The following is a 24,671-nucleotide window of genomic DNA, read 5'->3' on the forward strand; positions in this document are numbered from 1 at the left end:
ATGGAACTGCTGCAAGGGATTTTGGGCCTGTACGCCCAGCGGGCAGACTGGTTCGCGGGATTGCTGCAGGCCCACATCGGCCTGGCTCTGACCGCCATCGCCATGTCCGGCATGATCGGTCTTTTGACAGGCATCTGGATCGCGGAGCATCCCCGTATCGCGCCGCCGGTGATGGGCGTCTGCAACGTGCTGTACACCATTCCCGCCATCTCCCTGCTGGGCATCCTGATCCCCTTCAGCGGGATCGGCAACAAGACTGCCGTTATTGCCCTGACGGTTTACGGCATCATGCCCATGGTGCACAACACCTACGTGGGACTCACCACACTGGACCCGGATATTCTGGAGGCAGCCAGGGGCATGGGCAGTACGGGGACACAGGCGCTGTTTCGGGTGAAGCTGCCCATGGCCGCCGGAGTCATCCTGGCGGGCGTGCGGAACATGGTGGTCATGACCATCTCCGTGGCTGGCATTGCCTCCTTTGTGGGGGCCGGTGGCCTGGGCGTGGCCGTCTACCGGGGAATCACCATTTACGATCCGGCCATGACGGCGGCGGGCAGCATCCTGATCGCCCTGCTGGCCATTGTCTGCGATCTGGCGCTGGGCGCGCTGGAGCGCTATTTCAAAAAGAGAGGAAGCTGAACTTATGAACATCCTGAATCGACTGCAGGCGGCCGTCCTAGCCATCCTGATGCTGGGCACCCTGACCGGCTGCGGCGGAGGCGCCGCCTCCGGAGGGGAGACCGGCTCTGGCGACCCTGTCCGGATCGCCACCAAGCCCATGACGGAACAGTACATCCTGGGAGAGATGCTGGGCCTTCTCATTGAGCAGGCCGGCTATGACGTGGAGATCACTAAGGGCGTGGGCGGCGGCACCAGCAACATCCAGCCCGCCATGGAGAGCGGAGAGTTCGACCTCTATCCGGAGTATACCTCCAGCGGTTGGGTACTGGTGCTGGACCACCAGGCCGAGGGTGTGGATGATGCAGAGATGTTCACCCGGCTTCAGCAGGAGTACGAGGAGAAGTTCCACATGACCTGGGTGGGGAAGTACGGCTTCAACAACACCTTCACCGTCGCCGTCCGGGGCGATGTGGCGGAGCAGTACGGCCTGGAGACCACCAGCGACCTGGCCGGGGCGGCCGGTGAGCTGACCTTCGGCGGAAACCCGGACTATCTGGAGCGGGAGGACGGCTTTCCAACCCTGTGCAAGACTTACGGCCTGGACTTCCGGAATGTGGTGGACATCGACATCGGCCTGAAATACCAGGCCCTGGCCGGCGGAGATATCGACGTGACCAACGCCTTCACCACCGACGCCCAACTGGCGAATCCGGACACAGACCTGGTGACGCTGGAGGATGACAAGCATCTGCAGGTGAACTACTTTTGCTCCACGGTGGTCCGCCGGGACGCATTGGAAAAATTCCCCGGTCTGGAGGAGGTGCTGATGCAGATGGACGGTATTCTCTCAGACGGGGAGATGGCCGCGCTCAACTACCAGGTGGAGGTGGAGGGCCGGGACGAGCGGGATGCGGCCAGGGACTTCCTGCTCCAGAAGGGCCTGCTGGAGGCGTGATATGACCCAGCCGATCATTCGCTTTGAAGGCGTCTCCAAGGCCTTCGGCACCCAGACCGTTCTGCGGGACTTCTCTTTGGATGTGGAGCCGGGCGCATTTGTGTCGATCATCGGCCGGTCCGGCTGCGGAAAGACCACCGTGCTGAAGCTGGTAAACGGCCTGCTGTCGCCGGACACGGGCCGAGTCCTGATCCAGGGGCAGGATGTGGCCCGAATCGACCCGGTGGCCCTGCGCCGCCGCATCGGCTACGCCATCCAGAACGTGGGCCTGTTTCCCCACATGACCGTGGAGAAGAACATTGCCTATGTGCCCGCCATCTCCGGCATGGAGGAATGGAAGGGGAAGCAGTGCAGAGAAAAAGTCGCTGCCCTGCTGAAGCAGGTGGGGCTGGACCCGGCGCTGGCGGGGCGGTATCCCCGCGCCCTCTCCGGCGGACAGCGCCAGCGGGTGGGCATCGCCAGGGCGCTGGCCGCCGGTCCGGAGCTTCTGCTGATGGACGAGCCTTTCGGCGCGGTGGACGAGATCACCCGGGGCCAGCTGCAGGATGAGCTCCTGCGCATCCACCGGGAGAGCGGCATCACCGTCCTGTTTGTGACCCACGACATCGCGGAAGCCCTGAAACTGGGGACCCGCACACTGGTGATGGACGCCGGGCAGATCCAGCAGTATGACGCGCCCAGCCGCCTCCTGGCGCACCCGGCCACGTCCTTTGTGGAGCGGCTGGTCCGCCGCAGCCGGGTGTTTCAGACCCGGGCGTAACGTCTCCGGCAGACCGGCCGTCCGCTGGAAATGGACAAAAGAGAAAAGAGGTCCGAAGGACGTACGTCCTTCGGACCTCTTCGCTTATGGGGATCAGCTTGCCAGCATGCTGGGCAGCCAGGTGACCAGCGGCGGGAACACCGCGCAGAGCGCGGTCACGATACAGATGATGATAATGAACGGTATAACGCCCCTGTAGACCTCCTGGATTTTGATGCTCGGAGGCAGGATGCCCTTCACATAGAACAGGGCGAAGCCGAAGGGCGGCGTCATGAAGCAGGTCTGCAGCAACGTGGCGCTGACGGCCACCAGCCACAGCCGGTCGAAGCCGAAGGTATCCATGATCGGCAAGAAGATGGGGAACACGATCATGACGATGCCCAGCCAGTCGATGAACATGCCCAGAAGGAACATGATGACCATCATGATGGCGAAGGCGCCCCACTTGCCGATACCCATGCTCAGGACCCAGTCCGCGATGATCTGGTCACCATCCAGAGACATGAACACGCCGGTAAAGGCAGCTGCGCCGAAGAGGATGATGAACACCATGGCGGTGGTTTTAGCGGTGTCGATCAGAGACTCATAGAGCATCTTCCAGCTGAACTGCTTGTAGAAGATCGCCAGGATCAGGGAGAACAGGGCGCCGATGCCCGCGGCCTCCGTGGGGGTGGCGATGCCGCCGAAGATGGAGCCCAGCACGCCGAAGATCAGAATCAGCGGCGGGATCAGGTTGATCAGGGAGCCGGTGATGCGCTTCTTCAGGGGCATCTCCGCCAGCTCCTCGGGACTCATGGCCGGGCCCCAGTCGGGATGGATGTGGCAGACCACCATCAGGTAGATGATGTATCCCAGGGACAGGCTCAGACCGGGGACCATGGCGGCGAAGAAGATCTTGCCGACGGAGACCTCTGCGTAAGAGCCCATGGAGACCAGCATGATGGAGGGCGGGATCAGAATGCCCAGGGAGCCGCCGGCGCACACCATGCCGCAGGCCAGGGAGGGTTTGTAGCCGCTGCGCAGCAGCACGGGGAGAGACAGCATGCCCATGGTGACAACGGAGGCGCCCACGATGCCGGTGGTGGCGGCGAACACGGTGGAAACCAGGATCACGGCCAGACCCAGTCCGCCCTTCAGGGGCCCCAGCAGGTAACGGATGGACTCAAACAGGCCGTCCGCCACCTTGGAGTGGGTCAGGAAGTTGGCCATCAGCACGAACATAGGGATGGCCACCATGGAGTAGCTTTGCATCTGGTCGTAGATCTTTGTCATGGCGATGGTGACGCCGGGGGTACCCCAGGCCAGCCAGCCGACGATGACGCCGGCGCCGCCCAGCACGAAGGCCAGCTCCTGGCCCAGGACAAGGCCCACGACCATCAGGCCGAACAGGCCGAGGATCAGCGCCACGCCAAGCGTGCCGGCGGGGATCTCAGCGGCTGCAACCAGCCCCTGCAGTTGTTCCAAAATCGCAGTCATCCCTGCGCCTCCTTTCCGTTCGCGGAAGCCGTGACGAGTCCCTCCACATGCTTGAGGATCTCAGAGACGGCCTGGATGGCGAGCAGCACCAGCCCCACGAACAGGCAGAGCTTCACCGGCCAGGTGGGCGCGGCCCACACGGAGTAGGTCTGCTCACCGGTGGTATACGCGTTCAGGAAGAAGGTCCAGCTGGCGGGAACGAGACCCATCAGGAAGGGGACCAGGAAGATCGCGTATGTGACGATATGCAGGATGTGCTGGACCCGGACAGGGAACATGGCGTAGACCACGTCCACCGCCACGAAGGCCTTTTTCTGAAGGCCGTACGCGCTGATCAGAATGATATAGCAGGCGAACAGCATCACGATCAGGTCCTGAGTCCAGATCTGCGGCCGGTTGAAAATACGGCGCAGGATGACCTCGCACATGATGACGGCAAGGATTGCCAGCGACAGGACGGAGAAGATCCGGCCCAGGAAGTCGTTGAACTTGTCGATGCCATTGTAGATTGCTTTGATGGCTTTCATCAGAAATTCACACCTCTTTCATAAACTCTCTCATCAGTTGTTGAAGAGGCGTTCATTCGCCGCGGTTGAAGCCGAAGCCGTAGTCGCCGGTCCAGTCGCGGTAGTTGTTGGCAGTCTCACGGTAGGCCTGCATGGACTCATAGACCATCTTGAAGTTGGGGTTGATCTCGCACTCCTCCTTATAGGTCTCGATGCAGGTTTCGCGGATAAGCTGCATGTCCTCGTCGGACAGGCTGGTGACCGTGACGCCCTGATCCTCGATCATCTGATTGGTGACGGTCATATCATTGTAGATGTAACGGGAGAGCTGCTCACCGCAGCAGAGGCGGGCGGCGCTCTCAAAGGCCACCTGATAGGCCTCAGGCAGGCTTTCCCAGGCCTGTTTGTTCACCATGACGCCGTTGACACCGGCGGACTGATACCAGGCGGGGGCGCACCAGTAGGGGGCGACCTCCTGCAGCTTCAGGGAGTCGTCGGCCTTGGGGCCGGAGAACTCGCCGCCGTCGATCACGCCGCGCTGCAGGGACTCATACAGCTCGGAGGCGGCCACGGTGGTGATGTTGATACCCAGCTTCTGCGCTGCCTTGCCGGCCATGACGCCGCCCAGGCGGATCTTCATGTGCTGCATATCCTCGATGGAGGTGATGGGGGACACGGAGCGGATGCCGGACTCGGAGGGGTTGGTAACCAGCGGGAAGTACTCCATGTTGTACTGGCCGTACATCTCCTTATAGCAGTCCATTCCGCCGGCCTCATAGATCCAGGTGTAGTAGTCCAGGGCGGTGAAGTCGTCCATGATAGTGGACAGCAGCTCAAAGGCCGTGTCCTTGCCGGACCAGTAGCCGCCCCAGTCGCCGCCGCACTCCACGGTGCCCTGGCTGACAAAGTCGAACAGCTGGCTGGCGGAGCACAGTTCGCCCTCGGAGTAATTGGTAATGATGAACCGGCCGTCGGTCAGCTGGCTCACCAGCTCCGCGAAGCGCTGGTCCACGGTGAAGTGGACGTTACCAGCGCCCCAAACGGAACCCATCTTCCAGGTCACGACAGGCAGGCTGCTGTCGCCGCCGGCAGCGGTGGCGTTCAGATTCGCGGTGTCCATGATGCCGCTGTCGGCAGATGCGCAGCCGGACAGCAGCACGGCGGGCAGCAGCAGCGCCATGGTCAGGAACAGTGCAAAAAATCTCTTTTTCATTTCGCTTTCTCCTTGGTCTTTCCTAATTTCACACAGGTGCAGGGGGAAGTCACTCAGTTCCGGGGATCGCCTTCTTTCCGTTGGCCGCAGGGCCGTATTCAAGAAGCTCCCGCTGTTCCGCCGGGGAGCGCGGGAGAACATCTTCCACAAGCTGGGCCGCCCATATTCTGGCGGCGGACATCAAAAGAGCCCGCTCTTTTCTGAGAGTCGGCTCTGCTTGACCGGAGGCTCCTCGCCGCGCTTGCGCAGCTGCCCGCGCAGGCGGCTCAGAGACACTGGGGACATACATAAAAAGGATGCGATGTGCTTGATGCTGACCACGTCCGCCAGCTCGGGATAGCGGCGGAGAAACCACTGGTACCGCTCCATGGCGGAGCTGATGCCGAGAAGGAGCTTCAGCTCCCGTTCCAGCTTCAGTTTCTCCAGCAGGTAAGAACTATACAGCTGCTGCAGCTCTGCGGACTGCTGGAACTGCTCCGCAAGGAGCTGGGTAGGGATGGACAAGAGCACACAGTCCGTCAACGCCTCAAAGTTGATCGGGAAGGAAGCTGTCAAGATGCTGAGACTCAGCACGGCCTCTCCAGGCCGGTAGAGGAAGCAATCCGTGATATCCCGCCCTTTTTCATCCGTCAGGTAACCCCGAATGACTCCGCTGACCAGAAACGGGATCCAGTCAGAGCAGGCGTCCGGCTTGGCGACAAGCTGCCTCTTTTTGCAGGAAAAAAGCCTTGAGGCATCTGCGAGACTGGCGGCCAGATCTGTATCCTCAAGGTGGAGGATCTCCTCCAAACAATCCTGAATATGCATCGCATCTTCCTTTCTTTCGCCACAATTATACAAAATTGCAGGGAAGATTGCATTAACACAGGTTAATTTTTCTGTCCTCAAACAGAAAAAAGTTAACATTTTATTCAAAAATTTTTTAAATGCAAGAAACGGATGACACACAGAAGGCTATCCTGGGAATCACCTGGGTGGAGAGCGGAATTTCTGTTGAAAATCTATTGACATCGTGTCAGAATACGGCTATAATGCAGATACTGACACTATGTCAATAAGGAGACCTGCAATATGAGAGCGAATGTCTATTTCACAAGGGAGATCACGCCTGAAAAAGTAGTGGAGCTGTATCGTGCCCTGGGCGTGGAGCTGCCCGGCAAGGTGGCCGTGAAGGTCCACTCCGGGGAGAAGGGCAACCAGAATTTCCTGCGTCCGGAATTCTGGTGTCCCATGGTAGAGGAGGTCCACGGCACCATCGTGGAGTGCAATACCGCCTATGGTGATGCGGCCGGCGGTGTCCGGGATCATACGGAGTCCCACCGGAAGCTGCTGCAGGAGCATGGCTGGACCAAGTACTTCGACGTGGACCTGATGGACGCCGAGGGCCCCGACGTGGTGTGGCCCATCCCCAATGGCAAGGTCCTGAAGGAGAACCACGTGGGCAAACACATCCTGCATTATGACTCCATGCTGGTGCTGGCCCACTTCAAGGGCCACCCCATGGGCGGCTACGGCGGCGCCCTGAAGCAACTGGCCATCGGCTGCGCCTCCCGGGCGGGGAAGGCGCTGATCCACTCCGCCGGGAAAACCGATGACCGCTTCAAGACCTGGGAGCAGCACGCCAGCTCCGTGGTCTTTCCAGAGGCCATGGCGGATGCTGCCTCCAGCGTGATAGAGCACTTTCGGGGCAAGATTGCCTTCATCAATGTGATGAAGAACCTGTCCGTGGACTGCGACTGCTGCGCCGTGGCCGAGGATCCCTGCATGAAGGACATCGGCATCCTGGCCTCTCTGGACCCAGTGGCCATCGACCAGGCCTGTATTGACCTGGTAATGCAATCCGATGATCCGGGCAGGGAACACTTCATGGAGCGGGTGAACAGCCGCAACGGCATCCACACCATCGAGGCCGCAGCGGAATTGGGCTTCGGCTCCCGGGCGTATGATCTGACCGAACTGTAAGCATTGAAAGGAGCAACCTGCAATGAGCAAGATATTGATCGCCTATTTTTCCGCCAGCGGCGTCACGGCCCGCACGGCGAAGGAGATGGCAAAGGCCGCTGGAGCGGATCTGTATGAGATTTGTCCGGCAGAGCCCTATACCGCTGCGGACCTGAACTGGATGGACCAGAAGAGCCGCAGCACGCTGGAGATGAACGATCCAGCCTGCCGCCCCGCCATCGCGGCACCGGCGGCGGATCTGGACCAGTACGACACCGTGTTCGTCGGCTTCCCCATCTGGTGGTATGTGGAGCCCCGTATCGTGGACACGTTCCTGGAGAGATCTGATTTTTCCGGCAAGACGGTGATTCCCTTCGCCACCTCCGGCGGCAGCGGGATCGAGAAGGCGGAGCGGAGCCTGAAGTCCCACTGTCCCCAGGCCAACTGGAAGAAGGGCAAGCTGCTCAACCACATGGATGCGGCCGCCTGGACCAAAAGCGTGCTGAATTCGGGGTGCTGAAGCGCCGGGGCCGCAGGACACCGGCCTTGAGCAGGCGTTCCCAATACCCGGCACATCCGGCTGGGTGAGAGCTGTGGACGGACGCCCCGTGTTCTATTTGACACAGCGATGGGAAACCGGTATCATGTGTTTGAACAGCACTGGGACCATAGGCGCGGAATGCGTGCCGGAAACCCATGGAAACAAGAGAGGGAACTGCCATGCCGAGAGGATCAGAAGAGCTGACGAACGCGCGGAAAGCGGAGATTGTCAATGCCTGTGCCGTACTCTATGAGACCAGGAGCTTCAAGGAGATCACGCTGAAGGAGATCGGGGAGAAGACCTCTTTCACCAGAACGTCGATCTATAACTATTTCCAGACAAAAGAGGAGATCTTTCTGGCTCTGTTCCAGCGGGAGTACGAGGCATGGATCGAGGATCTGGACGCCCTGCGCTGCGGACACCGGAAGCTGTCCGTGGATGCTTTCTCCGACGAGCTGGCCCGCACACTGGAGCGGCGGGAGCGGCTGCTGAAGCTGATGGCCGTGAATCACTATGATATGGAGGCCAACAGCCGGATCGAAAATCTGGTGGCGTTCAAGAAGGCGTATGGCGGCTCCCTGCTGGCCGTGACCCACTGCCTGGAGAAGTTTTTCCCCCGGATGACGGATGAGGACGTGCAGGGATTCCTCTATGCTTTTTTCCCGTTCATGTTCGGTATTTACCCCTATACCGCAGTAACGGAGCAGCAGCGTACGGCTATGGAGCTGGCGGGCGTCGGCTATGTCCGGATTTCTGTCCGGGAGCTGACGCGGTCGTTTACCGCCAAGCTGCTGCAGGGATTTCAAATGTGAGGGAGGAGGTCCGCCGGACCCGGCGTTCCGTTTCCTGTCTGAATGACAGCCCTGCGCCGGACCGGCGCGGGGCTGCTTTTCTTGGGTGGAAGCGGCGGAAGACTGTGGGGATGCCGCCTTCCCGACAGGAGCTGCCGGGAAGGGAGCTGAAATCCTGGAGGGCCGGTTGGAAGCACCCGGACGCTGCGGCCCGCTGGCCCATGCGCCCGCCTCCAATCAAGCATAGAAGGCCGCCCTTGTAGGTGCCCGGGACCGTTTCTCAAACCGGAAGGGTGCCATGATCCACCCCGGTATGTTACCGAAAAAGACTGCGGCTCCGCATTTTGGGGTTTCCATTTTGGGAAAATTGGGCTATGATGAAACAAAATGGGCCCCGATACCAGCACAGGGCAGAAAGGCGTTCCTATGGATATCAAACAGTTGTATTATTTTACGGCGGTGGCACAGGCGGGCAGCTACTCCAAGGCAGCAGAGAGTCTGGCGGTGTCGCAGCCCACGCTGTCCGTCACGGTCAAAAAACTGGAGGAGGAGCTGGGTGTTCAGCTCTTTTACGCCTTCAACCGGGAGCAGCACCTGACCGACGAGGGTCTGCGCCTGTGGACCAAGGCCAAGCAGATCCTGGACCTGTATCAGGAGACGCTGGACGATATGAAGACCACCAACAAAAACAGCTCCGGCAAATTCACCCTGGGCCTCTCTCCGCTGTTCGGCGCCTGCTTTTTCGGCGACTTGATCCCCAATTTCTCCATGGAGTATCCCAATATTGAGATCAAGATGATTGAGGACGGCGCCTACCGCATCGACCAGCGGATCGAGCGCGGCGAGGTGGATATCGCCGTCACGCTCAATTCCAAACGCCTGTCCTCCTTTGCTTACTGTCATTTTTCCACCCAGAGGAACGTGGCGCTGCTTCACAAGAGCCACCCGCTGGCGAAGGAGCCCTCCGTCACGGTCTCCCAGCTCCGGGATGACTCTTTCGCCATCTTCAATCAGGACTTCATTCTCCACGAACAGATCGTGGACGCCTGCCATGCGGCCGGTTTCCGGCCGAAATTCGCCCTGCTCAGCTCCCAGTGGGATTTCATGGTGGAGCTGGTGTCAAAAAACCATGCGGTTTCCATCCTGCCCAAGCCGGTGCTGGACAAGCATCCGGATCCCAACGTGTGCTGCGTGCCCATGAGCGACAGCATGAAATACTGGGACATCGTGCTGGCCTGGAACAAGGACAAGTATATGCCGAAAGCCTGCGCGCTGTTTCTGGATTACTGCAAGCACCATCTCCCGCCGGATGACCTTTAAGACGGGTATTGAAGCGAGCTATTATTTTTTATAATAATATTTTTTGAATAATATTATAGAATTGGAATTTTACAATAAAAATTCTATATAATTTTTGATAAATTAAATTATTAAAATTTATATATTCTTCCGCTATGATAAACATTGGAAGCACTGCCGGCCGGCGGCTTTTCTGTGTGAACCCCGGATCCGTCCAGAGTTGTAGCCTGGACCAGATCTACATTCTGATAGCGGGAGGAAGAAAGCCTTTATGTTAAGTTTGGTTGGCATTATTGTCGGCCTTGCGCTGCTGATCTTTTTGGCATTCCGTGGAAAATCCCTGCTTTGGGCCGCTCCTGTCTGCGCGCTGCTGGTGGCCTTCACCGGCGGGCTGGACATGTTTACCGCCTATACGCAGAACTACATGGAGGGTATGGTCGGCTTCGTCAAGGAGTGGTTCCCGGCGTTTATGCTGGGCGCGATTTTTGGCCAGATCATGCAGGATTCCGGCGGCGCGGTCTCTTTGACGAAAGCCGTTGTAAAGCTGGTCGGGCGGGACAAAGCGATCTTTGCCTCCGTCCTGTGCGGCGGTGTGCTGGCTTATGGCGGGATCTCAGGCTTCGTCATCATTTTCTCCATGTATCCCATTGTGCTGGGGCTGTTCAAGGAGGCTGACATTACCCGGCGCCTGATTCCGGCCACGATTATGACCGGCGCTTTTACCTTTGCCATGAGCGCGATGCCCGGCACGCCGACGATCCAGAACCTGATTCCCACAGAGTATTTCGGAACCACCGCCACGGCGGCGCCTGTGATCGGGATTGTGTGCACCATCATCATGTTCGTGGGGCCTGTCCTGTGGCTGAGCTGGCGGGCCAAGAAGTTCCGTGCCGCGGGCGAGGGGTATGACGAACCGGATGAGATGCCGGAGGAGGTGCCGGACGATAAGCTGCCCCCGGCCTGGTGCTGCTTTATCCCCTTTGTGGTCATTGTGATCCTGCTGAATGTGTTCAAGATGAACATCGTGGTGTGCCTGCTGGCGGGGATCCTGCTCTCCCTGGTGTTCCTGTTCCTGATGGGAAAGGTGCGGGGCAGTGTGTATCTGACCAATGTAGGTGAGACCTGCAACAAGGGCTGCCAGAGCGCAGTGTCCGCCATTATGAACACCGCGGCAGCGGTAGGCTTCGGCTCCGTTGTGAAGATTACCCCGGGTTTTGCGTTCCTGTCCGAGCTGGTTTTGGGAATCGGCGGCAGTCCCCTGATCGCAGAATCCATTGCCATCAATGTCCTGGCTGGTGCCACAGGCTCCGCCTCCGGCGGTCTCCAGATCGCCCTGGACGCTCTGGCGGATAACTTTATTCAGATGTCCCAGACCTCCGGCATTCCTCTGGCGGTGTTCCACCGGGTTGGCTCCATCGCCTGCGGCGGACTGAACACCATGCCCCATGACGGCGCGGTGGTCACCTATCTGTCCTACTGCAAGATTTCCCACAAGCGCGGATACTTCGATATGTTCATAGTGGCCGGCGCAATTCCCATCCTGGCCAATATCGTTGCCATCATTCTGGGTACCATCGGCATCGTCTGACGCTTCGGACGAGATCAAGATACAAGATAAATGATTGAGGAGGAAATCATGATGACTATGAAATCCGCATTGATTACCGGTGCTGCGTCCGGTATCGGCAAGGCCTGCGCCGAGCGCATGGCGCAGGAGGGGTACGGCGTCGTGGTGGCGGATGTGAATCTGCCCGCTGCGGAGGAACTGGCTGCCAAACTGGCAGCAGAGGGCCTCTCCGCCATCGCCGTCCACATGGATGTGGCCGATGAGCAGGAGGTGGAGGCTGGTTTTGACAAGATGATGGAGACCTACGGCTCCTGCGATCTGGTCATGTCCAATGCCGGTGTGCAGATCGTCCACCCCTTTGAGGAGTATCCCTTCGCGGACTGGCGGAAGATGATGGCCATTCACGCCGACGGCGCCTTCCTGGTGTCCCGGGCGGCTTACCGCCGGATGAAGGCCTCCGGCAAGGGCGGCCGGATCGTGTTCACCGGCTCCGTACAGTCCTTCGTGGGCTCCAAGCTGAAAGAGCCCTACAACTTCGCCAAGCACGGCGTGGCCGGACTGGCAAAAGCCATCGCCCGGGAGGGCGCCGAGTACGGCATCTACACCTATACCATCTGCCCCAGCTTCATCAAGACGCCGCTGGTGGAAAAGCAGATCCCCGAGCAGGCGGCTTCCCTGGGCATTACGGAGGAGGAAGTGGTGAAGAACATCATGCTGCGGGATACCGTGGACGGGGTGTTCACCACGGTGGAGGATGTAGCCAACACGCTGGTATTCCTGTCCAAGGATCAGGGCGCTCTGACGGGCCAGTCCCTGCGGCTGACCCACGGCTGGGCCATGATGTAATAGAATCATAGGAATCATAAAAGGAGGCAGCTATGGAACGAATTGCGGTTTATGGAGCGGGCACCATCGGTTCCTGCCAGGCCACGCTCATCATCGGCAACGGCCTGCCCTGCACGGTCATCGGACACTCGGAGCGGGGGCTGGAGCGGTGCCGGAAGTCCATCGAGCAGAACTGGGATGACCTGATCGCCGAGGGCCTGGCTACGGAGGGCAACAAGCAGGCCGCCATGGCCCTGGTCACCATCACCAACGACCCTGCCGCTCTGCAGGAGCACACCTTCGTCTTCGAGGCAGTGGCGGAGGGCACTGAGGAGAAGCGGGCCGTCTATGAGACCATCGAGCAGAACGCTGCGCCCAACGTGGTGATCGCCTCCTGCACGTCCTCCATCGACGCAGAGATCCTGGCGGGGCTGGTTTCCCACCCGGAGCGTCTTCTGATCGCGCATCCGTTCCAGCCGGTGCACATGCTGCCCCTGGTGGAGGTGGTGCGCCACGAAAAGACGGCGGAGGACACAGTGACCCGTACGCTGGCGCTGCTGGAGACGCTGCACCGGCAGGTAGTGGTGCTGAACCGCAGTGTGCCCGGCTTCCTGGTGAACCGTTTTGCCCAGGCGCTGTTCCGGGAGTCCATCTACCTCATTGAGCAGGGAGTCACCACCGCGGCGGACATTGACCGGGCGGTGAAGTACGCCGTGGGAATGCGCTATGCATCCATCGGCCTGCTGGAGTATTTCGACGCCGTGGGATACGAACTGGAGAGCGCCATTGCAAAGAACGTCTATCCGGACCTGTGCGGCACCCGGGAGCTCCAGCAGCTGGTGCTGGACGGCCTGGCCACCGGCAAGACCGGGCAGGCGGCGGGGCAGGGCCTGTACGACTGGTCTCAGAAGGACGCGGACGACTTCCGCCGCCGTAAGCAGAGCCCGTACTTTGCGGGCGTTAAAGAGTGGGCCATGCCCGATGTGAAGTGACCGCTCGCAGCTGATTCAAAAGCAGAAGGACAGGCATCCGGAATCTCCGGATGCCTGTCTTTTTGGAAAGAGGGGAGCACACTGCGGCGTGCCGGGCTCTTTGCACACATGCCGTCCTGCCTGGAACGGTTTTCCACTTTCCGGATACGGAGCCGCCTGATCCCACAGGCCGGATTCGGAGAGGAGGACAATTGTTTCCATCAAAACGAAAATATTACTGTGCTTTAATTGGTGAAAAGTAAAATTACATTACAGGAAATTCACCCTTCTCCGATGCGGCGCGGACGGAGGCGGCCTGTTCAGTGCTGCCGCTGGCCCTCGGGCCGAACCGCCAGCAGGACCACGCCGCTCGCCAGCAGGACGAACTGGACGAAAAGAACGGCCGCCGGCAGCGTAAACGCCGGGTCCAGTGTCCCCAGGGTCAGGGGATACTGGGCGAAGAGGCGCCCGTTCCACAGCCCCAGCGATTCCGGCAGGGGGAGCGCCAGACAGACGGGAGAAACCAGCATCCAGACATAGAGCAGCCAGGGCCGGAGCATTCCCAACAGCCAGCCGCTGCCCAGTGCGAACACCAGCGGAGGGACCAGTGTGACCAGCGTGGGAAATACCAGGCCGCTCCAGCCATACCAGCCGAAATAGATCCCATAGAAGCAGGCGGCTTCTGAGATGCAGGCCAGCGCCAGCAGGGCGGTGCCGGTCAGAGCGGCGGCGCACCGGGCCAGGGCGTACCGGCGGGGCGGAAGGGGAGCCGCGTCTGTGAGCACTGCTGCCCGTCGGGCTTTTTCCGAGGTGAAGAAGGTCAGGAAAAACAGCGCCCCGATCCAGAGCAGCGGGAGCATCCGGCTCAGAAAGTCCCCGAAGCTCCAGGGGGAAAAGGGGCGGTGTGGGACACCCCGAGGATGGTCACGCGCCGCAGCACCTGCCAGCCGTAGAACAGGAGCACCAGCACAAGCCCGGCGAAAAATTTGTTCCACAGCAGGCGCTTGCACTCATAGAGAAAAATTTTACGCAAGGTTCAGGTCCTCCTCTGTCAGCCCGCAGGCGTTTAAAAAGTCTTGGTAGGTCAGATAGGGATACATGGGATCCAGCTCCCGGTTGAACAGGCCGCGGAGGATCCGGTCCATGGCCTCCTCGCCGCCGACCAGTTGCTCCGCTTTCAAAATCTTCAGGGGCATTTCGCAGTACTGCCGCACATAGCGGAGGCTATTGGAGATCTCCAGCCGCTCCTCTTCGGGCAGCGCCTCCAAATAGTCCGGATTGCGGACATAGAAGTTCAGGTAATAGTTGTCCACCGCCTGCTGCCACTGGTCCACATAGTGCTCCTGTGCGTAGGATGGGCCGTATCGCTCCTTGACAATACGGTAGGTGGTGTAGACCGTCAGGCCCTCTGCCGACCAGGGGCTGCTTTCATCCGACGCATCAAACATGTTTCCAAGGCCCCACCACTGATGGACCAGTTCGTGGATCATGACTTCTCCGGCTCCGCCGCCCTTGCCGGTATCGCTCAGATTGTCGGCGGTGAAGTCTGCCTCGTCCAGCAGACTGGCGCCGTTTGCGGCGTAGCCGCCGCCGGTCACCCGGCTCTGAATGAGCTTCAGGGTATCGCCGCTGCCGAAGGACAACATGCCGTAGTGCGCTGTACAGTAGTCCACCACCGACTTCACGGCCTCCGCCGCCCCGGCGGCCTCCATGACGGCCTGATGCTTGCGGCCGTAGTAGAATTCGATGTCCATGCCGCCGGCCTGGATATCCTGGCGGATGTAGTCCCCGGCATAGAGAATGCCGCCGGCGCTGTTGGAGTCATAGCGCCAGGTTTTTGTGCCGTCTGTCTGTTCTGCGACGACCTCCGCCTTGCTGGCCCCGAAGGGGATGACCGACATGGATGCGGGAAGCGTGATCTCGATGGTGGTGGGATAACCGTTTTCCCCCGGCAGCACGTTCATCAGGCGGGGAGACAATCCGGCATTTTCCAGGCATAGGTATTCAGAGCTGATCTCCGTGCCGCCCTGCATGATGGACACATTCCGGTTTTCCCGGGGAAAGCCACCGTAGTCCATAGTCAGTTCGATCTCCCGGTCCGACGGGAGGGCCACCTCCAGCATGGCCTCGTTGTACTCCTGATAGTCGCTCACAGAGAAGGGCACTTCGGCGCCGTTGACCCGCACGTTGGAGATGGTATAGCCCGGATTGACGCCGAAGGCCGCTGTCCACGCCTGCCCGGAGGTGTTCCGGAACCGGTAGGCCGCCGTGCCGGAGACCGTCCCAGCGGTGGTGTCCGGGAATACCTGGGCGCTGCGGCTGGTGCAGACCACATTCTCCGCATAGGGAACCTGGTAGAAGTCCATAACCGTCTGGTCGGGGTTGCTGTGGTCCACCAGGGGCTGGGCGGCATAGGCAAAGCCGGAACAGGCCAGAAGCGACAGGGCGATGATAGGCCGGTGGGCCCGCCGCACGCTCCGGGCCAGGGAGCCGGGCAGCCCCTTCCCGTACTGCCGGATGCAGAGATACGACACCGTCCAGATCCCCGCCAGGGCCGCCAGCCAGGTGAGCCGCATCCAGGCTACGGACCGAAAGATGCGGAAATTGGAGAAATCGTCCGACAGCGCCCACACGCAGGGGTTCAGCCAGCAGAGCTGCCAGTTGTCCGCCCAGACAGTCAGGCTCAACGCCGCAAAGGCGGCAAAGAGCACCAGGGACAGGTCCGCCCGCCGGGTATATTGATAGGCGGCAGAGGCAGCCAGAATAGACAGCGGGAGCGCCAGTCCCATGAACAGCAGGTACGCCAGGACATAGTCGCCCCCGTCAAAGATGGAGCCGATCAGCCCACAGCTGATGGGAAGCCACACCAGCATGGTGAGGACCAGCGCCAGTCCGGCTGCCGCCAGCAGGGCCGGCAGGCGTACCAGCGCCGCAGCTAGAGGAGAAACAACCGCATTGGTGAGCACCTCCACACGGCTGCGGCCGGCCCGGTCCAGCTCATATACTGTGAGCAGGCCGAAGAGAATACCGCCCGCCGCCCCTCCGGCCAGGGCCGGATTGGCCAGGTACATGGAGAGCATGGTGCTGGCAATGGCCGGCTTGTAGAGGACGAGTCCTACTGCGGGGGAGATGACGGTCAGAAGAACGATGAGCCAGGTCATGCGGCTGTGCAGAAGCCGTCCCAGCTCCAGGGGGAACAGACGCAGGAGCTTCATTGTACCGCCTCCCGTGAGATGAGATAGAGGTAGGCGTCCTCCAGAGACGGTTCCGACCGCTGGACATAGGCGGGCAGCGCGTCCGCCACTGCGCGGCATCGGACGCCCTGGCTGGTGTTGACCCGGGCGGTGATGTGCAGGCCCTGCTCCTGACCGGCTTCCCGTTCCCAGAACACGCCCACATGGCCCTCTGCCGCCTGAATCAACTGCTCCGGCGTGCCGGTGAACAGGATTTGCCCGTGGTCGATGACCACCAGCCGGTCACACACCGACTGCACGTCCTCGATAATGTGGGTGGACAGCAGTACCAGCCGGTCCTGGGCCGTGCGGGAGAACAGGTTGCGGAAGTGGATGCGCTCCTCCGGGTCCAGCCCCACCGTCGGCTCATCGAGGATCAGGAGGGGAGGGGCGCCCAGCAGGGCCTGGGCGATGCCCACCCGCTGGCGCTGTCCGCCGGACAGGCTGCGGATGCGGGCGCGGGCCTGCCCCTCCAGATTGACCGTCCGGATCACCTCGCGGACGGCTGTTCCGGAGTCCCGCAGCCCCTTCAGGGCGGCCATATAGTCCAGGAACTGGGCCACGGTGAGCTCGTTGAACAACCCGAAATCCTGGGGAAGATAGCCCAGCTGGGCCTTCAGCTGCCGCTCCGTCTTGAGAAGGGGCTGTCCGTCCACCAGAATGGAGCCGGATGTGGGGAGCAGGGCGGCCACCAGCAGCTTCATCAGAGTGGACTTGCCCGCGCCGTTTGGCCCCAGCAGGCCGATGAGGCTGGGAGACCGGAGCTCCAGACTCAGGTTCTGCAGGGCCTGTTTTCCGCTGGGGTAGGTCATGCTGACGTTTTGAATGTTGATTTCCATGTGATCGGGATCCTTTCTGCTTGGGATACGGAAAGGATACCATGGCTGTGTGGAGGGGAGTTGGAGATTATGTGTGGTTTGTGTGGAGAAGCGGACACCGGGAAATATCCTGCCAAAAAGGTTCGCCGCAGAACATTTCTGTTTTGCGGCGGACTCGTTTTCTTCCATATACATTGGCGGAGCAGTCAGGGATGCAGGGAATAGAATTTGTTCAGGCGCTCGGCCAGCGCCTTTGGGTTTTCTTCATTCACAACATGGCCGGTATGTTCGATAAGCTGTAATTCCGCGCCAGGGATGTTCTGCGACAGGTATTGGGCGGAGCGGATATTCGAACGGTCCTTTTCCCCGCAGATGATGAGGACGGGACACCGCATACCGCGCACTCTGCCGCTGAAATCCAGCTTCTTCATGGAATTGCCCAAGACAAACGTGCTCTCTTTATCAAAGGCCATGGTGTCAAAAACGGATCTGGGCAGAAAGCGGAAAATCAGGTTTTGGATACCGAACGCCGCCTTGGGAATTTTATGAGGCGTCCCGATCAGGACCAGCGTTTTTACCTTTTCGGGGAAGTCCAGCGCATAGTTCAGCGCCAGGATACCGCCCAGTGAAAGACCGCACAGATGGACCGCTCTGCCGACGTGATCACAGTATTCTGCAAACGCCCCATAGAGGCTCGGATAGCTTGCTGTTTTCCCGGCAAGCAGGGCACACAGGTCCGGACACAGCAGCTCCTCTTTGCCATCCATGCAGGAGACCGTTTCCTTCCAGCTTGCCGCCTTGTGTCCAGAACCATGAACCAGGATTTTTTTCGCCATACGCAACCTCCTTGGCCTGATCTATGCAGCTTCTCCGCTTGTACGATGTCTCAGCGTATACTTGAAACGGTCACATCTGCGGAAGAAAGTCCGGAATGGGCAGAAAACTAAAACCTTACAGTCGCTTTTACCCCTTCCTCCGTATTCTCAATGGTACACACCGCGCCGTGCCGGTCCAGGATCATTTTCACCAGATAGAGCCCCAGTCCGCTGCCGCCGGTGCTCCGGTTCCGGGAACCCTCCTCCCGGTAAAAGGCTTCAAACAGGTGGGGCAGGGCATCTCCGCTGACCCGCGCTCCGGTGTTCTCCACACTCAGGGCGGGGCGGCCCTCCAACCGGCCGCACCAAACCCGGATTTCCGCCCCCTCCGGCGAGTAGCGGGAGGCGTTGGAGAGCAGGTTGCCCACGGCCTTCCCCAGCAGGGAGGCGTCTGCGGGCACGGTAATCCCCGGGGTCAGTGCGGACACCAGCTGCTGGCCCCGCTGCTCCAGCAGCTCCCGGTCCAGAGCCAGTTGCTGCGCCATCAGGGCGGACAGGTCCACGGGCTCCTGCCGGACGGCGGCAGATCCGGACTCCATGCGGGAGATGGACAGCATCTCGCCGATCAGGCGCTCCATCCGGCCGGTTGTCTGGAGAGAGCGGAGCAGGTACTTGTCCCGGTCCTGATATACGCCGACGCCCTCCAGCATCCCGGCCAGCTGTCCCTTCAAAATGGTGACGGGCGTCTTCAGCTCGTGGGAGGCGGCGGAGAAAAAGGCCATCCGCTGTCGGTCCAGCTCCCGCTCCCGGGCCACCTCCCCCCGCAGGGCCTGGTTGGCGGTCTCCAGGTCGGTGAGGGCGGCAGACAGCCGCCGGGCCATTTTGTCCAGACTGCGGCCCAACTGGCCGATCTCGTCCCGGCGCCGCTCCCCGCACACCCACTGGAGGTCCAGCTCCGCCATCCTGCCAGCGATGCCGTTCAGCCGCACGATGGGCCGGGTGATATACCGGGAGTACCCGAACGCACACAGCAGGGAGAAGGCCAGCAGCGCCAGAGCCAGCCAGGGGGCCACCCGCCCCAGGGCCTCCACCGCCTGGTTGGCCAAGCGGAGCTGAGGGGAGACCAGCAGCTGGTAGGTCCCCTCCTGGTCGGCAAAGGTGATCTGGGTGGTGAGGATCCCCGTCTGAGTGGCGGTCACCACACCGTCGGCCCGGTCAATCTGCACCTGATAGGTGTCGGCCTCATAGGTCTGGACCGAGTTGTCCGCCCCGGACATGGTGACGGCCACCTGCCAGTCCTCCTCCGGCAGGACCAACAGGGAGCCGGTGTCCGCCTCCGCCCCGCCGGGGGCCGTCAGGGCTACCTCCGCCCCGCTCTCCCGGACAAAGGCGTCCAGGATGGGCCCCGCGTCGGCCAGATTGGTCTGCGCCAGCTGCTGGGTGAGGTCGGCTACCTGGGCCTGGAGCCGGTCGCTGATCACAGCGGTGTAGGTGATGGGGGTGGCCCAGGCAATCAGGGCGAAGGTGAGTCCCCCTGCCCCCAGCAGCAGCAGGAAGGTAAGCAGAAAAATACGCACCGTCAGGCTTTCAGCGAGTTTCCTTCGCAGCACGGTAGCCCACCCCTCTCACGGTTTCAATATAGTCCCGCCCCAGCTTGTGGCGGAGGTTTTTGATGTGGCTGTCCACCACCCGTTCATCCCCGAAGAAGTCGTAGCCCCACAGCCTGGAGAGCAGCATCTCCCGGGTGAAGACCCGCCCCGGCGCGGCCAGAAAGGTGCGCAGCAGCTCGAATTCCCGGGCCGTCAGATCCAGGGGACGGCCGTCCAGTGCAGCCTCCCTGGTGTCCAGGTCCACCACCAGATCCCGGTAATGCAGGCGGCTTTCCGCCGCTTCGCCGCTCCGGCGAAGGATCACCCGGATTTTCTCCAGCAGGACCGGCATGGAGAAGGGCTTGGTCACGTAGTCGTCGATATTCAGGCCGAAGCCCCGGAGCTGCTGCGTCTCTCCGTCCAGAGCCGTGAGCATCAGAATGGGCACCTGGGACTGGCGTCGGATCTGCGCGCAGACCCCGAAACCGTCGATTTTCGGCAGCATGATGTCCAGCAGGACCAGGTCAAAAGACTGGGCGCGGAACAGGTCCAGGGCCGCCGCGCCGTCTCCGGCCACAGCGGCCGCATAGCCCGCGTCCTGCAGATAGGCGCACAGCAGCTCCTGCAGCTCCGGCTCATCCTCCACGATCAGAATTCGTTTCATCAACAATCACCGGGAAAAAGTATAGCACAGGATTGTGAATTTATCATGGAGAATTTCATTTCCCCCTGTGTGGGGAACAGACCTCCGTTTCCAGCAGCGGCCGCCTGCTGCGTGACCGGTCCCATTGACCAGTGGGCACCGGAGCTGTGACAGGACGATTCCCAGATCCGGTTCGTGGGCTTTGACTTCTTCTGCATCCAGGTGTTCAACCCGCGTGAAAACTCCAAGGACATGATGACCATTGACAACCGACAGAAATGTGAACTCCCGGCTGAAGGCCCTCCCCGTGGACTGGAACTACACCATCCCCTTCGGCCCGCTCCACGCCCACGGGTCCGCAGTTACTGTCAAACGGTTCCTGAGCGCGGCGAGGGCGGTATTTTCCCTTTGATCCCGCTTCACGGGCTGTAACGGAAAGGTATATGCCCATAGCTTTTGAGGCTTCTCCGGAAATCTCAATTTTTTATAATAGCCCCAGAACGGCCGCTATGCGGGAAGAGAACGATACATAATTTGATTTTTGAAAATGGGACGCGGTTCATTTCCGGGGCCAGGTGTCTGAAGAAATATCTGGCCAGCTTTTTGAGAAAAACGGATCGAATATGCTGCTGGTCGCAGACAGCAGCGGTGGGGAGCGGGACGCGGAGCACGGGACGAAGTGCCCGCCAGGTCCACCTGCCCTGCCCCAGCAGCGAGGCGGCAGGCGGCCCGCCTGTGCCGAAAGCCCGCCTCGGGGGAGTCCACCGGCTGACCCGAAAGAAAAAAAGAGCGGCATATCCCTATGGATATGCCGCTCTCCTCTGCGCGAAGGCGCACCGGGGGAGACCGTTTCCGCCCGGTGCGCGTTTCTTATGGGATTTCCTCCGGTGCACGGAGCTATCCGGCTGCTCGGGGCGTCAGTTCTCCAGGTCCTCCTGCAGGGATTCCACCAGGGCGTCCGCCAGCTGATCCAGCTCTGCGGCCTTGTCCGCCTGAAGGGAGGAGGCCAGGGACAGCCGCTCGTTGAGCACCGTCATGTTCTTGAGTTCCTCGTCGATGAAGGCCTGCATCAGGTCTCCGGACTTGCAGGCCCAGGAGCCGTTCTCGATGATGGCGAAGGTGCGGTTCTGGAGGTTCAGGGCCTTCATGTCCTCCAGATAGCTCTTCATCACCGGGTAGATGCCCAGATTGTAGGTAACGGAGGCCAGGACGATGTGGCTGTACTTGAAGCTTTCGGCAATCAGGTAGGACACATGGGTGTTGGACACGTCGTACAGGGCCACGTCGGTGATGCCCCGTTCGCAAAGCTTGGCGGCCAGCGCCTGGGCGGCTGCCTCGGTGTTGCCGTACATGGAGGCGTAGACAATCAGCACGCCCTTGACTTCCGGCTCATAGCGGCTCCATTTGTCGTACTTGTCGATGAAGTAGCCCAGATCCTTCCGCCACACGGGACCATGAAGGGGGCAGATATACCGGATCTGGTCCAGGATGCCGCCGGCCTTGCCCAGCAGCAGCTGGATGTGGGGGCCATACTTGCCCACGATGTTGGTGAGGTACCGGCGGGCCTCGTCGATCCAGTCCCGGTCGAAGTTCACCTCGTCGGCAAACAGCTTGCCGTCCAGGGCGATGAAGGACCCAAAGGCGTCGGCGGAGAAGAGGACGCCGTTGGTGGTATCAAAGGTCACCATGGCCTCGGGCCAGTGGACCATGGGAGCTCCCACAAAGGTGACGGTGTGGTCGCCGAAGGAATAGGTGTCGCCCTCCTTGACCTGGATGCACTCGTGACCGTCCACATGGAAGCCGAACTGGCGCATCAGCATGAAGGCCTTCTCCGTGGAGATGATCCGGACCTTGGGATAGCGCAGCAGGATCTCCTCGATGGAGGCGCCGTGGTCCGGCTCCATGTGGTTGATGACCAGATAGTCCAGAGGCGTTCCGTTCAGCAGGTATTCGAGGTTCTCCAGCAGCTGGCGGCAGGCGGACCAGTCCACCGTGTCAAACAGGACGCTCTTTTCGTCCAGCAGCAGATAGGCGTTGTAGCTGACCCCCTTGGGGATGGGGTGGATGTTCTCAAACAGAGCCAGACGGTGGTCATTGGCGCCGACCCAATAGAGATTTTCGGTAACAGTTCTCACACAATGCATGCAGAAATCCTCCTTTACTCACAGATGACAGGCCGTTACGCCTCAATGAACTGGTCCTTGGGCTCCGCGCACTCCGGGCAGACCCAGTCCTCCGGCAGCTTTTCAAACAACGTGCCGGGGGCGATGTCACCGTCCGGGTCGCCCAGCTCGGGGATGTACTCATAGCCGCAGCCGCCGCAGACGTATCGCTTGCCGATGGGCTCCGGCTTGGGGAGACGGGGCCGCTTCATCTTCACCATGGGCGGCGCGGGCTGCTTTTCGCCGGTGTCCAGAGCAGCGGTCAGCAGGGGCAGAATCTCGTTCACATCCCCAACGATGCCATAGTCGCAGTTTTTGAAGATGGGGGCGCCGGCGTTGGTGTTGATGGCCACGATGGTAGAGGCGTCCTTGATACCCTTCAGGTGCTGCACCGCGCCGGAGATGCCGCAGGCGATGTACAGGTTGCCGGTGAACTTCTGACCGGACATGCCCACATAGCGGTTCAGGGGCACGTATTTCAGCGTCTCCGCCACCGGACGGGAGGAGCCGATGGCCGCGCCGGCGGCCTTGGCCAGATCCTCAATGAGCTTCATGTTCTTCTTGCCGCCGATGCCCTTGCCGGCAGAGACCACCCGCTCCGCCTGGGCGATGGGGGTGTCCAGGGGGATGCCCACAGTGAAGTCGTGGCCGTCCTTCTTCAAATGCTCCACCAGGGCGGCCACCTGCTCGGCGGGGGAGCCGTCCCGCAGGATGACCTTCTTCCGCACACCGGTGACGGGCGCGGGCTTCTTGGGCTGGCTGGAGGAACCGCCGGAACTCTTGGGGGCCTTGCCCAGGATATGGGAGGCGATGACCACCCGCTGGATCTCGTTGGTGCCCTCGTAGATGGTGGTGATCTTGGCGTCCCGGTAGGCCCGCTCCACCTCCATACCTTTCATGAACCCGGCGCCGCCGTGAATTTGCAGGGCGTCGTTGGTGACCTCCAGGGCGATGTCGGAGGCGTACATCTTGGCCATGGCGGATTCCATGCCGTAGGGGGCGTGCGCCTCCTTCAGCTCGGCGGCGGAGTACACCAGGAACCGGGCGCAGCGGAGCTTGGTGGCCATGTCGGCGATCTTAAAGGAGATGGCCTGCTGGAAGCCGATGGGCTTGCCGAACTGGATGCGCTCCTTGGAGTAGGCCACGGCGGCGTCATAGGCCCCCTGGGCGATGCCCAGCGCCTGGGCCGCGATACCGATGCGGCCGCCGTCCAGGGTGGACATGGCGATCTTGAAGCCGTCGCCCTCCTTGCCCAGCAGGTTCTCCCTGGGCACTTCCACATTGTCAAAGATCAGCTCGGCAGTGGAGGAGGAGCGGATGCCCATTTTGTCGTAGTGGTCGCCGAAGTAGAAGCCCTTCCAGCCCTTCTCCACGATGAAGGCGCTGATGCCCCGGGTGCCGATATCCGGTGTGGTGACGGCAAAGACCACATAGGTGTCCGCCTTGGGGGCGTTGGTGATGAAGATTTTGCCGCCGTTGAGGACATAGTGGTCGCCCTTCAGGACGGCGGTGGTCTCAGTGCCGCCGGCGTCGGATCCGGCGTTGGGCTCCGTCAGGCCGAAGGCGCCGATCTTCTCGCCCTTGGCCAGGGGCACCAGGTACTTGCGCTTCTGCTCCTCGGTGCCGTAGGCGAAGATGGGCCAGGAGCCTAAGGAGACATGGGCAGACAGGATGACGCCCGCGCCGCCGTCCACCCGGGCCAGCTCCTCCACGGCGATGGCGTAGCTCAGGGCATCCAGCCCGGCGCCGCCGTACTCCGCGGGGAAGGGGATGCCCATGAGGCCCATCTCGCCCAGCTTCCGGATGGCCTCGTCCGGGAACTCGTTCTGCTGGTCCAGCATGAACGCGATGGGTTTGATCTCCTCCTCCGCAAACGCACGGACTTTAGCGCGGAGTTCCTCGTGTGCCTGTGTGGTCTGAAACAGCATAGTCGTACCTCCTC

Annotated in this window: 24 protein-coding genes; 11 read left to right on the forward strand and 13 right to left on the reverse strand. The window is 61.0% G+C overall.

The features are described 5' to 3' along the window. Genes EIO64_RS17960 through EIO64_RS17970 form a run of 3 tightly spaced genes read left to right on the forward strand, consistent with a single transcriptional unit; the run spans position 1 to position 2,339 of the window. Entirely contained in the window at positions 1 to 642 is a 642-nt protein-coding gene (locus tag EIO64_RS17960) for an ABC transporter permease (protein WP_119310908.1), read from the forward strand. A 4-nt stretch (positions 643 to 646) separates the two neighbouring features. After that, positions 647 to 1,579: a glycine betaine ABC transporter substrate-binding protein gene (locus tag EIO64_RS17965; RefSeq protein ID WP_119310909.1), complete on the forward strand. Its 933-nt coding sequence runs from the start codon at positions 647 to 649 to the stop codon at positions 1,577 to 1,579. Between the two features lies 1 nt (position 1,580). Then, a complete protein-coding gene (locus EIO64_RS17970) occupies positions 1,581 to 2,339 on the forward strand; it encodes an ATP-binding cassette domain-containing protein (protein ID WP_119310910.1) in 759 nt (252 codons plus the stop codon). A gap of 93 nt (positions 2,340 to 2,432) precedes the next feature. Here the strand turns inward: EIO64_RS17970 and EIO64_RS17975 are convergent, their stop codons facing one another. The 4 genes from EIO64_RS17975 to EIO64_RS17990 form a co-directional block, all read right to left on the reverse strand. Continuing rightward, entirely contained in the window at positions 2,433 to 3,815 is a 1,383-nt protein-coding gene (locus EIO64_RS17975) for a TRAP transporter large permease (RefSeq protein WP_197714238.1), read from the reverse strand. After that, on the reverse strand, positions 3,812 to 4,342 hold the full coding sequence (locus EIO64_RS17980; protein ID WP_021748835.1) for a TRAP transporter small permease subunit: 531 nt from the start codon (positions 4,340 to 4,342) through the stop codon (positions 3,812 to 3,814). The genes EIO64_RS17975 and EIO64_RS17980 overlap by 4 nt, the downstream gene beginning before the upstream one ends. 52 nt (positions 4,343 to 4,394) lie before the next feature. Beyond that, positions 4,395 to 5,534 (reverse strand): TRAP transporter substrate-binding protein, encoded by a 1,140-nt coding sequence (locus EIO64_RS17985; protein ID WP_021748834.1) that lies wholly within the window; start codon positions 5,532 to 5,534, stop codon positions 4,395 to 4,397. A 180-nt stretch (positions 5,535 to 5,714) separates the two neighbouring features. Further along, the gene (locus EIO64_RS17990; RefSeq protein WP_158629838.1) at positions 5,715 to 6,341 is read right to left on the reverse strand and encodes a Crp/Fnr family transcriptional regulator; all 627 of its coding nucleotides are present in this window, start codon (positions 6,339 to 6,341) and stop codon (positions 5,715 to 5,717) included. 264 nt (positions 6,342 to 6,605) lie between these two features. Here EIO64_RS17990 and EIO64_RS17995 point away from each other — a divergent pair, with 264 nt between their 5' ends. From EIO64_RS17995 to EIO64_RS18025, 7 genes are all read left to right on the forward strand, one after another. Beyond that, positions 6,606 to 7,496 carry a DUF362 domain-containing protein gene (locus EIO64_RS17995; protein WP_119310912.1) on the forward strand — a complete coding sequence of 297 codons (891 nt, stop codon included), beginning with the start codon at positions 6,606 to 6,608 and terminating at the stop codon, positions 7,494 to 7,496. Positions 7,497 to 7,518: 22 nt separating this feature from the next. Then, positions 7,519 to 7,995 carry a flavodoxin gene (locus EIO64_RS18000; protein ID WP_021748829.1) on the forward strand — a complete coding sequence of 159 codons (477 nt, stop codon included), beginning with the start codon at positions 7,519 to 7,521 and terminating at the stop codon, positions 7,993 to 7,995. Positions 7,996 to 8,195: 200 nt separating this feature from the next. Next, a complete protein-coding gene (locus EIO64_RS18005) occupies positions 8,196 to 8,828 on the forward strand; it encodes a TetR/AcrR family transcriptional regulator (protein ID WP_025544429.1) in 633 nt (210 codons plus the stop codon). Positions 8,829 to 9,233: 405 nt separating this feature from the next. Continuing rightward, on the forward strand, positions 9,234 to 10,127 hold the full coding sequence (locus EIO64_RS18010) for a LysR family transcriptional regulator (protein ID WP_025544428.1): 894 nt from the start codon (positions 9,234 to 9,236) through the stop codon (positions 10,125 to 10,127). A gap of 250 nt (positions 10,128 to 10,377) precedes the next feature. Continuing rightward, a complete protein-coding gene (locus tag EIO64_RS18015; RefSeq protein WP_021748825.1) occupies positions 10,378 to 11,694 on the forward strand; it encodes a GntP family permease in 1,317 nt (438 codons plus the stop codon). Between the two features lie 48 nt (positions 11,695 to 11,742). Beyond that, entirely contained in the window at positions 11,743 to 12,519 is a 777-nt protein-coding gene (locus EIO64_RS18020; protein ID WP_036627612.1) for a 3-hydroxybutyrate dehydrogenase, read from the forward strand. 32 nt (positions 12,520 to 12,551) lie between these two features. Continuing rightward, positions 12,552 to 13,490, forward strand: a complete 939-nt coding sequence (locus EIO64_RS18025) for a 3-hydroxyacyl-CoA dehydrogenase family protein (protein ID WP_021748823.1) — start codon at positions 12,552 to 12,554, stop codon at positions 13,488 to 13,490. Between the two features lie 299 nt (positions 13,491 to 13,789). On the opposite strand, the gene EIO64_RS18030 is transcribed toward EIO64_RS18025, so the two are convergent. The 7 genes from EIO64_RS18030 to EIO64_RS18060 all read right to left on the reverse strand — a co-directional run bounded on the left by EIO64_RS18030 (position 13,790) and on the right by EIO64_RS18060 (position 20,588). Further along, complete coding sequence (locus EIO64_RS18030; protein ID WP_249390734.1) at positions 13,790 to 14,329, reverse strand: hypothetical protein; 540 nt, start codon at positions 14,327 to 14,329, stop codon at positions 13,790 to 13,792. A 5-nt stretch (positions 14,330 to 14,334) separates the two neighbouring features. Next, a complete protein-coding gene (locus EIO64_RS18035) occupies positions 14,335 to 14,502 on the reverse strand; it encodes a hypothetical protein (RefSeq protein WP_249390735.1) in 168 nt (55 codons plus the stop codon). After that, positions 14,495 to 16,684, reverse strand: coding sequence for a hypothetical protein (locus EIO64_RS18040; protein WP_136891724.1), 2,190 nt, complete (start codon positions 16,682 to 16,684; stop codon positions 14,495 to 14,497). The genes EIO64_RS18035 and EIO64_RS18040 overlap by 8 nt, the downstream gene beginning before the upstream one ends. Further along, positions 16,681 to 17,541, reverse strand: a complete 861-nt coding sequence (locus tag EIO64_RS18045; RefSeq protein WP_021748819.1) for an ABC transporter ATP-binding protein — start codon at positions 17,539 to 17,541, stop codon at positions 16,681 to 16,683. The genes EIO64_RS18040 and EIO64_RS18045 overlap by 4 nt, the downstream gene beginning before the upstream one ends. Positions 17,542 to 17,726: 185 nt before the next feature. Continuing rightward, the gene (locus EIO64_RS18050) at positions 17,727 to 18,356 is read right to left on the reverse strand and encodes an alpha/beta fold hydrolase (RefSeq protein ID WP_119310916.1); all 630 of its coding nucleotides are present in this window, start codon (positions 18,354 to 18,356) and stop codon (positions 17,727 to 17,729) included. A gap of 107 nt (positions 18,357 to 18,463) precedes the next feature. Beyond that, positions 18,464 to 19,945: a sensor histidine kinase gene (locus EIO64_RS18055; RefSeq protein WP_136891725.1), complete on the reverse strand. Its 1,482-nt coding sequence runs from the start codon at positions 19,943 to 19,945 to the stop codon at positions 18,464 to 18,466. Beyond that, a complete protein-coding gene (locus EIO64_RS18060) occupies positions 19,923 to 20,588 on the reverse strand; it encodes a response regulator transcription factor (RefSeq protein ID WP_119310918.1) in 666 nt (221 codons plus the stop codon). The genes EIO64_RS18055 and EIO64_RS18060 overlap by 23 nt, the downstream gene beginning before the upstream one ends. A 241-nt stretch (positions 20,589 to 20,829) precedes the next feature. Here EIO64_RS18060 and EIO64_RS18065 point away from each other — a divergent pair, with 241 nt between their 5' ends. After that, positions 20,830 to 20,979: a hypothetical protein gene (locus tag EIO64_RS18065; protein WP_158629839.1), complete on the forward strand. Its 150-nt coding sequence runs from the start codon at positions 20,830 to 20,832 to the stop codon at positions 20,977 to 20,979. Positions 20,980 to 21,484: 505 nt separating this feature from the next. Here EIO64_RS18065 and EIO64_RS18070 read toward each other — a convergent pair. Then, entirely contained in the window at positions 21,485 to 22,711 is a 1,227-nt protein-coding gene (locus EIO64_RS18070; RefSeq protein WP_021748812.1) for an FprA family A-type flavoprotein, read from the reverse strand. Between the two features lie 35 nt (positions 22,712 to 22,746). Further along, the gene (locus EIO64_RS18075; protein ID WP_021748811.1) at positions 22,747 to 24,657 is read right to left on the reverse strand and encodes an acyl-CoA dehydrogenase family protein; all 1,911 of its coding nucleotides are present in this window, start codon (positions 24,655 to 24,657) and stop codon (positions 22,747 to 22,749) included. Positions 24,658 to 24,671 lie beyond the last annotated feature (14 nt).

This window comes from Dysosmobacter welbionis (assembly GCF_005121165.3).
In the GTDB taxonomy this organism is placed as follows: domain Bacteria; phylum Bacillota; class Clostridia; order Oscillospirales; family Oscillospiraceae; genus Oscillibacter; species Oscillibacter welbionis.

What these genes read in the sequence shown, in the direction of transcription:
- EIO64_RS17975 (WP_197714238.1), bottom strand. Translation starts at nt 3,815, where the DNA reads ATGACTGCGATTTTGGAACAACTGCAGGGGCTGGTTGCAGCCGCTGAG.
- EIO64_RS18045 (WP_021748819.1), bottom strand. Translation starts at nt 17,541, where the DNA reads ATGGAAATCAACATTCAAAACGTCAGCATGACCTACCCCAGCGGAAAA.
- EIO64_RS18060 (WP_119310918.1), bottom strand. Translation starts at nt 20,588, where the DNA reads ATGAAACGAATTCTGATCGTGGAGGATGAGCCGGAGCTGCAGGAGCTG.
- EIO64_RS18050 (WP_119310916.1), bottom strand. Translation starts at nt 18,356, where the DNA reads ATGGCGAAAAAAATCCTGGTTCATGGTTCTGGACACAAGGCGGCAAGC.
- EIO64_RS18025 (WP_021748823.1), top strand. Translation starts at nt 12,552, where the DNA reads ATGGAACGAATTGCGGTTTATGGAGCGGGCACCATCGGTTCCTGCCAG.
- EIO64_RS17965 (WP_119310909.1), top strand. Translation starts at nt 647, where the DNA reads ATGAACATCCTGAATCGACTGCAGGCGGCCGTCCTAGCCATCCTGATG.
- EIO64_RS17990 (WP_158629838.1), bottom strand. Translation starts at nt 6,341, where the DNA reads ATGCATATTCAGGATTGTTTGGAGGAGATCCTCCACCTTGAGGATACA.
- EIO64_RS18040 (WP_136891724.1), bottom strand. Translation starts at nt 16,684, where the DNA reads ATGAAGCTCCTGCGTCTGTTCCCCCTGGAGCTGGGACGGCTTCTGCAC.
- EIO64_RS18070 (WP_021748812.1), bottom strand. Translation starts at nt 22,711, where the DNA reads ATGCATTGTGTGAGAACTGTTACCGAAAATCTCTATTGGGTCGGCGCC.
- EIO64_RS18010 (WP_025544428.1), top strand. Translation starts at nt 9,234, where the DNA reads ATGGATATCAAACAGTTGTATTATTTTACGGCGGTGGCACAGGCGGGC.
- EIO64_RS18075 (WP_021748811.1), bottom strand. Translation starts at nt 24,657, where the DNA reads ATGCTGTTTCAGACCACACAGGCACACGAGGAACTCCGCGCTAAAGTC.
- EIO64_RS17985 (WP_021748834.1), bottom strand. Translation starts at nt 5,534, where the DNA reads ATGAAAAAGAGATTTTTTGCACTGTTCCTGACCATGGCGCTGCTGCTG.
- EIO64_RS18005 (WP_025544429.1), top strand. Translation starts at nt 8,196, where the DNA reads ATGCCGAGAGGATCAGAAGAGCTGACGAACGCGCGGAAAGCGGAGATT.
- EIO64_RS18000 (WP_021748829.1), top strand. Translation starts at nt 7,519, where the DNA reads ATGAGCAAGATATTGATCGCCTATTTTTCCGCCAGCGGCGTCACGGCC.
- EIO64_RS18020 (WP_036627612.1), top strand. Translation starts at nt 11,743, where the DNA reads ATGATGACTATGAAATCCGCATTGATTACCGGTGCTGCGTCCGGTATC.
- EIO64_RS17980 (WP_021748835.1), bottom strand. Translation starts at nt 4,342, where the DNA reads ATGAAAGCCATCAAAGCAATCTACAATGGCATCGACAAGTTCAACGAC.
- EIO64_RS17995 (WP_119310912.1), top strand. Translation starts at nt 6,606, where the DNA reads ATGAGAGCGAATGTCTATTTCACAAGGGAGATCACGCCTGAAAAAGTA.
- EIO64_RS18015 (WP_021748825.1), top strand. Translation starts at nt 10,378, where the DNA reads ATGTTAAGTTTGGTTGGCATTATTGTCGGCCTTGCGCTGCTGATCTTT.
- EIO64_RS17960 (WP_119310908.1), top strand. Translation starts at nt 1, where the DNA reads ATGGAACTGCTGCAAGGGATTTTGGGCCTGTACGCCCAGCGGGCAGAC.
- EIO64_RS17970 (WP_119310910.1), top strand. Translation starts at nt 1,581, where the DNA reads ATGACCCAGCCGATCATTCGCTTTGAAGGCGTCTCCAAGGCCTTCGGC.
- EIO64_RS18030 (WP_249390734.1), bottom strand. Translation starts at nt 14,329, where the DNA reads ATGCTCCCGCTGCTCTGGATCGGGGCGCTGTTTTTCCTGACCTTCTTC.